The sequence below is a fragment of the Rubritepida flocculans DSM 14296 genome (genome assembly GCF_000425365.1).
Taxonomy (GTDB): Bacteria; Pseudomonadota; Alphaproteobacteria; order Acetobacterales; family Acetobacteraceae; genus Roseococcus; species Roseococcus flocculans.
In genome coordinates this window covers 46947-53623 of the sequence record NZ_AUDH01000021.1, presented here as the reverse complement: position 1 = coordinate 53623, position 6677 = coordinate 46947, and the positions used below count along the sequence as shown (strand labels likewise).

Annotated in this window: 7 protein-coding genes; 3 read left to right on the top strand and 4 right to left on the bottom strand. The window is 76.4% G+C overall.

Annotated elements, in window-relative coordinates; translation table 11 throughout:
• Window positions 1–358: 358 nt before the first annotated feature.
• The 3 genes from H596_RS0114435 to ygfZ form a co-directional block, all read right to left on the bottom strand.
• On the bottom strand, window positions 359–649 hold the full coding sequence (locus H596_RS0114435; RefSeq protein WP_027285482.1) for a hypothetical protein: 291 nt from the start codon (window positions 647–649) through the stop codon (window positions 359–361).
• 154 nt (window positions 650–803) lie between these two features.
• Complete coding sequence (locus tag H596_RS0114430; RefSeq protein WP_027285481.1) at window positions 804–1556, bottom strand: hypothetical protein; 753 nt, start codon at window positions 1554–1556, stop codon at window positions 804–806.
• 76 nt (window positions 1557–1632) lie between these two features.
• Window positions 1633–2445: a CAF17-like 4Fe-4S cluster assembly/insertion protein YgfZ gene (ygfZ, locus tag H596_RS0114425; RefSeq protein ID WP_027285480.1), complete on the bottom strand. Its 813-nt coding sequence runs from the start codon at window positions 2443–2445 to the stop codon at window positions 1633–1635.
• Between the two features lie 59 nt (window positions 2446–2504).
• Between ygfZ and H596_RS0114420 the strand changes: the two genes are divergently transcribed.
• Genes H596_RS0114420 through H596_RS0114410 form a run of 3 tightly spaced genes read left to right on the top strand, consistent with a single transcriptional unit; the run spans window position 2505 to window position 5232 of the window.
• Window positions 2505–3437, top strand: coding sequence for a glycosyltransferase family 9 protein (locus H596_RS0114420; RefSeq protein WP_027285479.1), 933 nt, complete (start codon window positions 2505–2507; stop codon window positions 3435–3437).
• Window positions 3434–4546 (top strand): glycosyltransferase family 4 protein, encoded by a 1113-nt coding sequence (locus H596_RS21755; RefSeq protein ID WP_051213104.1) that lies wholly within the window; start codon window positions 3434–3436, stop codon window positions 4544–4546. The genes H596_RS0114420 and H596_RS21755 overlap by 4 nt, the downstream gene beginning before the upstream one ends.
• 29 nt (window positions 4547–4575) lie before the next feature.
• A complete protein-coding gene (locus H596_RS0114410) occupies window positions 4576–5232 on the top strand; it encodes a 2OG-Fe(II) oxygenase (protein ID WP_211225284.1) in 657 nt (218 codons plus the stop codon).
• Here H596_RS0114410 and H596_RS24885 read toward each other — a convergent pair.
• A complete protein-coding gene (locus H596_RS24885; RefSeq protein WP_027285477.1) occupies window positions 5213–6439 on the bottom strand; it encodes an O-antigen ligase family protein in 1227 nt (408 codons plus the stop codon). The genes H596_RS0114410 and H596_RS24885 overlap by 20 nt on opposite strands.
• Between the last annotated feature and the right edge of the window lie 238 nt (window positions 6440–6677).

The window sequence follows — 6677 nt, the reverse complement described above, 5'->3', positions numbered from 1 at the left end:
GCCCGTATCAGTTACCCACCGGCGATCCCGACCCGCCGTGGATGAAACTGTGGCACTGTGATTTGGCTGGTGGCGAGGTCGGCATGGTCATGGTGCGCCAGAGCCCGCGTATCAGCAGGGCCGCCGCCGCGCTGACGACCAAGCCGGGTTTCGGGAGCGAGCGACGGCGCATCCTGCCGCCTCCCTGTCTTGCATGCCTGGGAAGGCGAGAGGCTTGTCGGCGCGCGACGCAAGGAAGAGCTGGCCCTCCGCGCAGCAGCGACCGCGGTCCTTGACCCGAGGGAGGGCGGCGCGGCGCCGTGTCGCGGCACGCCGCCGCCTCGCCGGCCTCCGGCGCGGTTCGCGGGTTTGGTGGTGTTCAGCGCCGCGTCCGCTCCAGCAGGTAGTCCACGATCAGCGGCCGCGCCTCGTCGCAGGCGCAGGGGTGCTGGGCCATGAAACGCTCGATCCAGGCGCGGCGCTCGGCCTCCGGGCGGGCGGGGATGGCCCGCAGGACGGAGCTCTCGCGCCGGTGGCATTCGGCGCAGCCGCGCTGATAGGCCTCGGCCGGCGTCATGGCCGGCGTCGGCGCCTGGGCTCCGGCCGGAGGGGCGCCGAAGAGCGGCAGGGCGAGCAGGAACAGGCTGGGCAGGGCGATGAAGGCCTTCATGCGCGCGATCTTACGCTGAGGCCCCCGAGGCCCCGCAAGCACGGGCTGGCGCCGGGGCGGCAGGCCGCCGCCTAGCCGCGCGCCGACGCGGCCAGCCGCCTTGGGGCGCGGCAAGCCGGCATGTGCGGGAGGTCCGGCAAGAAGGCCGGCCCTATCAGCCCCCCGCCGCCGTTCCGCCCGCCTGGGCGAGCGCCCGCGCCGGCCCGGGGGCGGGCGTGCCGCGCATCGAGGCATAGGCCACCTGCTGGAAGTCGAGCAGCCGGCGCTCCACCTGCTGGAAGGCGGCGCGCTCGCGCGCGCTGAGCGGCGCATCGGGCGTGTTGGCGCGGTGCGCGAGATACCGGGCGAGGGTGCCCGCCCCGCGCCGATGCGCGGCCGCCACCAGCCCCGATTCGGTGAGCGCGATCTCCTCCCCGTTCAGCCCGCGCAGGCGCTGGCCCTGGCGCGCCAGCGCGCCGTTGCGCTCGATCTGCACCTCCACGCGGCGCAGGAAGGCGCTCATCGCCGCCTCCTGCGCCTCGGGGTTGGCGAGGAAATCGGCCTCGCTGTTCACGCCATGGCGCTGGGCGATCGAGCTCCAGCGGCCATCGGCCGTCTTCCAGCCGATGTCGAACAAGGTGCTCGGCAGGAACTGGTAGCGCCCCAGCGCGCCGGAGCTCGGGTTGCGCTGCCCGTAGCCGTGGCGCGCGTGCTCGGCGCTGCGCTCCGCCTCGGCGATGCGCTGGCGGAATTCGGGGTTCTGCGCGGCCTCCCAGGCGCGCGGCGCGGGGCCGATGCCCGACAGCGGGCGGGCGGGCTGGGGCCGCGGCTCGCTCGCCCGGGCAAGGGCGAGGTCGAAGCGGCCCGCGGCGGCGCTCTGGCGGGGGCGGGCGGCGGTGACGCCGCCGGAGGCGCTGACGGGTTCCACGCCCCCCTTCTCGCCCCGGGGCGCTTAAGGAGCCCTTACGCCCCGCCGGCAGGCCGGGGTGGTGGCGGTCTCCGGCTCAGGCATGGCTCGGCTCGGGCAGGCGCATCCAGGCGGGGATATCGGGGGTCAGCCGCGCCTCGCCGCAGGAGAGCGGCGCCCCCGCCCGCAGCGCCTCGAGTCGCAGCAGAGCAAGGCCCCGCGCGCCGCGGCCCGAGCGCATCTGGCCGCACTCCGCGCCGTCCGGGCCGGTGATGGGCGCGCCGCGCGGCGGCAGCGGCCCCTCCACCCGCACGGGCACGAGGCGGCGCTTGACGAGGCCGCGATACTTGGTGCGCGCCGTCAGCTCCTGGCCCATGTAGCAGCCCTTGGTCCAGGAGACGCCGTTCAGCTCGTCGAAGCCGGCCTCGAGCAGCACCGAGCTCTCGGCCTCCATGTCGCGCGAGCCATCGGGCAGGCCGAGGGCCAGGCGATGGGCGTCATAGTCGGCCTCCTCGGCGTCGGCCTCGGCGCCCTCGGGGGCCGCGCCGCGCCAGCCGGCCAGCGGGTGGCGGGGGTCGCGGAAAGCCTGCGGCGGCATGGGCGCCCCGCCCCAGCCGGCCCAGACGCGCCCCGGGGCGGCCTCGATCGCGACCCTGGAGCGCAGGCGGAAGCGCGCGAGGGCCGCGCGGATCATCTCCGCCTGGCCGGCCTCGACGTCGAGCCAGAGCGCGCCCTCGCGCTCATGGAGGAAGAAGTCGGCCCGCCACTTGCCCTGGGGCGTGAGCAGCGCGGCCCACACCCCCTCGGCGGCGCGGGTGACGTCGTTGGAGACGAGCCCCTGGAGCAAGGCGACGCGGTCCTCGCCCGAGACGGTGAGCAGGGCGCGGCCCGGAAGAAAGGCGACTGGCATGGGGCGGATATCGGGGCCGGGCGTTCCCGCCTCAAGCCCGGCCGTGCTAGGCGGCGGCCGTGCGCATCCTGTTCGTCACCTCCACCCGGCTCGGCGACGCCGTGCTCTCCACCGGGCTGCTCGACCACCTGCTCCGCACCCATCCCGAGGCGCGGATCACCATCGCCTGCGGGCCCCTGGCCGAGGGGCTCTTCGCGCGGATGCCGAACCGGGAGCGGACCATCGTGATGGTCAAGCGCGGCCTCGCCCGGCATTGGCGGGATCTCTGGCTCGCCACCGCCTTCCGGCGCTGGGACCTGGTGGTGGATCTGCGCGGCTCGGCCTTCGCCTGGACGGTGCCGGCGCGGCGGCGGGCGATCAAGCGCGGCGGGCGGCGGCCGGGCCACCGCATCCTGCACATCGCCGAGACGCTGGGCGTGACCCCCGCGCCGCGCCCCGTGGCCTGGTTCGCGCCGGAGGATGCGGCGGCGGTGGCCCCGCTTCTGCCCGGGGGGCCGCTGCTCGTCCTCGGGCCCACGGCGAGCGGGCGCGGCAAGATCTGGCCCGCCGAGCGCTTCGTCCAGCTCGCCCAGGCGCTGACCGCCCCGGGCGGGGTGCTGGCGGGGGCGGCGGTGGCGGTGCTGGGCGGGCCGGGCGCGCAGGAGCGCGAGATGGCCGCCCCCCTGCTCGCCGCCCTGCCCGGGGCTGTGGATCTCGTGGGCCGGCTCGCCGCGCTGCCGCAGGTGGCGGCGGTGCTGAGCCGCGCCGCGCTCTATGTGGGCAATGATTCGGGGCTGATGCACCTGGCCGCGGCCTGCGGTGCGCCCACCCTCGGCCTGTTCGGCCCGACGCTCGCGAGCGAATACGCCCCGGTCGGCCCGCGCGCGCGGGCGGTGCTGGCCAAGGGGCCGCCGGGTGCCACGCCGATGCACCGCCTTTCGGTCGCGCAGGTGGTGCAGGCGGCGGAGGCGCTGCTCGCCCCCGCGCCCGAACCGGCGACCGACCCGGCGTGATCCTCGTCGCCACCCACAACTTCCCGCCCGACACGGGGGGGATTCCCGTGCTGATGGGCGGCCTCGCGGAGCGGCTGGCGGCGCGCGAGCCGGTGCATGTCTTCGCCCACCGCATCCGCGGGCGCGGCCTCGTCGAGCTTTCGGGCCACCCCTATGCCGGGCTGCACCGCTTCGCCGCGCTCTGGCCCTTCCGCTCCTGGATGAAGGCCTGGGCCATGCGCCCCCTGCTCGGCGACCCCGCGCTGCGCGGCGTGATCTGCGATTCCTGGAAGAGCGCGCTGATCCTGCCCGCCACCCGCGCGCCGGTGATCGTGCTGGCGCATGGCATGGAGTTCCCGCCCCGCCCCTCGCCGCGCCGGGCCTTCCGCATCCGCCGGGCGCTGGCCAAGGCGACGGTGGTGGTGGCGAACTCCCGCCACACCGCGGCGCAGATCGCGCCCCATCTGGCACCCGGGGCGCGGGTGGAGATCATCCCGCCGCCCATCGCGCCCCAGCCCGCCCCCTCGGCCGAGGCGCGGGCGCGGCTGCGCGCGCGGGTCGGGCCCGGGCCGCTGATCGCCACCGTCTCGCGCCTCGAGGACCGCAAGGGCATCGACCGGGTGATCGCGGCGCTGCCTGGCCTCGCCGCGCGCCATCCCGGCCTCGCCTATGCCATCGCGGGCGAGGGCGAGGACCGGCCGCGCCTCGAGAAGCACCTCCGCGCCGCCGGGGTGGAGGGGCGGGTGCATTTCCTGGGCCGCGTGGACGAGGAGGAGAAGGCCGCGCTGCTGGCCGAGGCCGATCTCTTCGCCATGCCCGCCCGGCGCGAGGGCGCCTCGGTGGAGGGCTTCGGCATCGTCTATCTGGAGGCGGCCTGGCATGGCTGCCCCTCCCTCGCCGGCCGCGAAGGGGGGGCGGAGGATGCGGTGGAGCATGGCGTGACCGGCCTGCTCTGCGACGGGGCGGACGCCGCGGCGGTGGCCCAAGGCCTCGCGGCCCTGCTCGACGACCCCGCCCGCCGCCGCGCCATGGGCGAGGCCGCCGCCGCGCGGGTGCGCGCGCGCTTCCTGTGGGAGCATCTGCTGCCGCGCTACGAGGCCTTGCTTGCGCCGCCCGCCCCGCGGGAGTAGGCGGGGCGCGGTTCCGAAGGAGGCGATCCATGGACGGCTTCCAGCCCCAGCCCGGCGCACGCCTGTTCAACTTCGACGCGCTGCGCGCCGCCCCGCCGCGCAGCGACCCCTATCCGCACATCGTCGCCTCCGGCTGCGTGACGGAGGCGCAGGCGGCCGCCATCCGCGCCGATTACCCGGACATCCAGCAATCGGGCTACCTGCCCTCCTCCAAGCTGCCGCGCCGGGGGGCCTATGACGCCATCCTGCGCGACCTGGAGAGCGCGGAGCTGGCCGAAATCCTGTCGGAGAAGCTCGGCCTCGACCTGACCGACAAGCCGCGCATGATCACGGTGCGCCGCCTCTCCCAGCTCTCGGACGGGCCGATCCACAACGACAGCAGGTCCAAGATCTGCACCGCGCTGCTCTACCTGAACGCGGAGTGGGACCGCAGCAGCGCCGGCTGCATCCGCGTGCTGCGCAACGAGCGCGACATGGACGACTACGTGACCGAGGTGCCGCCGCTCTCGGGGCATTTCTTCGCCTTCAAGCGCACCGAGAACTCCTGGCACGGCCACCCGCCCTTCGCGGGAGAGCGCTTCGTGATCCAGACCACCTTCCTGATCTCGCAGGAGGCGCTGGACCGCAAGGAGAACCGGGGCAGGCTGCAGCTCTGGCTGAAGCGGCTCAACCCTTTCCAGAAGTGATGCGGCTGCCCGCGGCGAGGGCGGCCACGAGCAGCAGCATGAGCCCGATCCACCACTCCTGCCAGGCGCCGTAGCTCAGCAGCCCGACCATGATCGCCGCCGCGAGGGCGCCGGTGGCGGCGGCGGGCGGCCTCGCGCGCGCCGCCGCCACCCCGAGCAGCCAGGCCAGCGCCGCCCCCAGCAGCGCCCCGGGCAGGCCGAGATCGAGCCAGAGCTGCAGGGCCATGTTGTGCGGGTGCAGCGGCAGCGCCTGCGCCTCGGGCCGGGCGAACCAGGCGCGGCTGCTCTCGCTGGTCAGGCCGAAGCGGGAGAGGCGGGCCTCGTCGAAGCCGTCGCGCCCGCCGGGGATCACGCGGCTCGCCTCCGCGCCCCAGCCCAGCAGGGGTTTCTCGGCGATGCGCTCCAGCACGAAATCCCAGGTCAGCACGCGATGGGCGGCGGAGGGCGGCAGGCGCTCCAGCGAGGGCAGCAGCGCCAGCGCGCCCGCCATCAGCCACGGCGCCGCCAGCACGCCCAGCGCCAGCGCCCCGCCCAGCGCGCGCGCCACCCAGGAGCCGGCCGCCCGGGCCGCGAGGCCAAGCAGAAGCCCGGCGACCATGGCGAGGCGTGCGGACTCCGCCGGCAGCGCGAAGGCCGCGGCGAGGCCGAGCGCGGCGAGCCCCGCCCGCAGCAGCCGCGGCAGGGCAGGGGCGAAGACCGCGAGCGGCAGCAGCACCGCCAGCACCGAGACGGCGGGCTTCAGCCCGAAGACGATCCGCCAGGGAATCTCTGTCCATCCGCGCGCGGCGGCGCGCAACGCATGGCCCGAGGCCTGGTCGGCCAGGGCGGCGAGAGCCCCCGCGGCGAGGCCCCCCGCCAGCACCCAGGGCAGGGGCGCGAGGCGTTCGGGCGGCAGCTCCGACAACGCCCGGGCCGCCATGGCCCCCAGCAGCATGAAGGCCGCGAGCCGCAGCCCGAGGTCGAGAACGCGCCAGGGCTCGGGCGCCCAGAGGGCGGAGAGGGTGAGCCAGGCGACGAGCCCCAGCGCGGCGACAGGCAGCGCCCCGCGCGGCCAGGGCCAGCTTCCCTTCGCCAGCCGCGCGGCCAGCACCGTGAGCAGCAGCGCGACCGTCGCGCCGGGCGCGATGGCGCGGAACTGCAGCACCGCGCCCAGGGGCAGGATGGCGAGGGCGACGAGCAGCGGCAGGGCGGGGCGGGGGGTGAGCACGCCCCGGGGCTAGCGCAGGATGGGCCGGGGCGGAACCGCCCCAGGCTCAGGCCGCGGCCGCGCGGCACAGCCCGAGTCATGCCACCCGGCCCTTCCTCCGACCGGGCCGGCCGACGCCCCGCGCCTGGCGTCCTCGTGCGGCGAAGGGGCGGCGCGACCGCCGACGCCGCCTCGGGCGGCGCGCCTTTGCGCAAGCGGCGCAGGGTGGCGGCCACCGCCTCCCCGCCCACCGAAACCG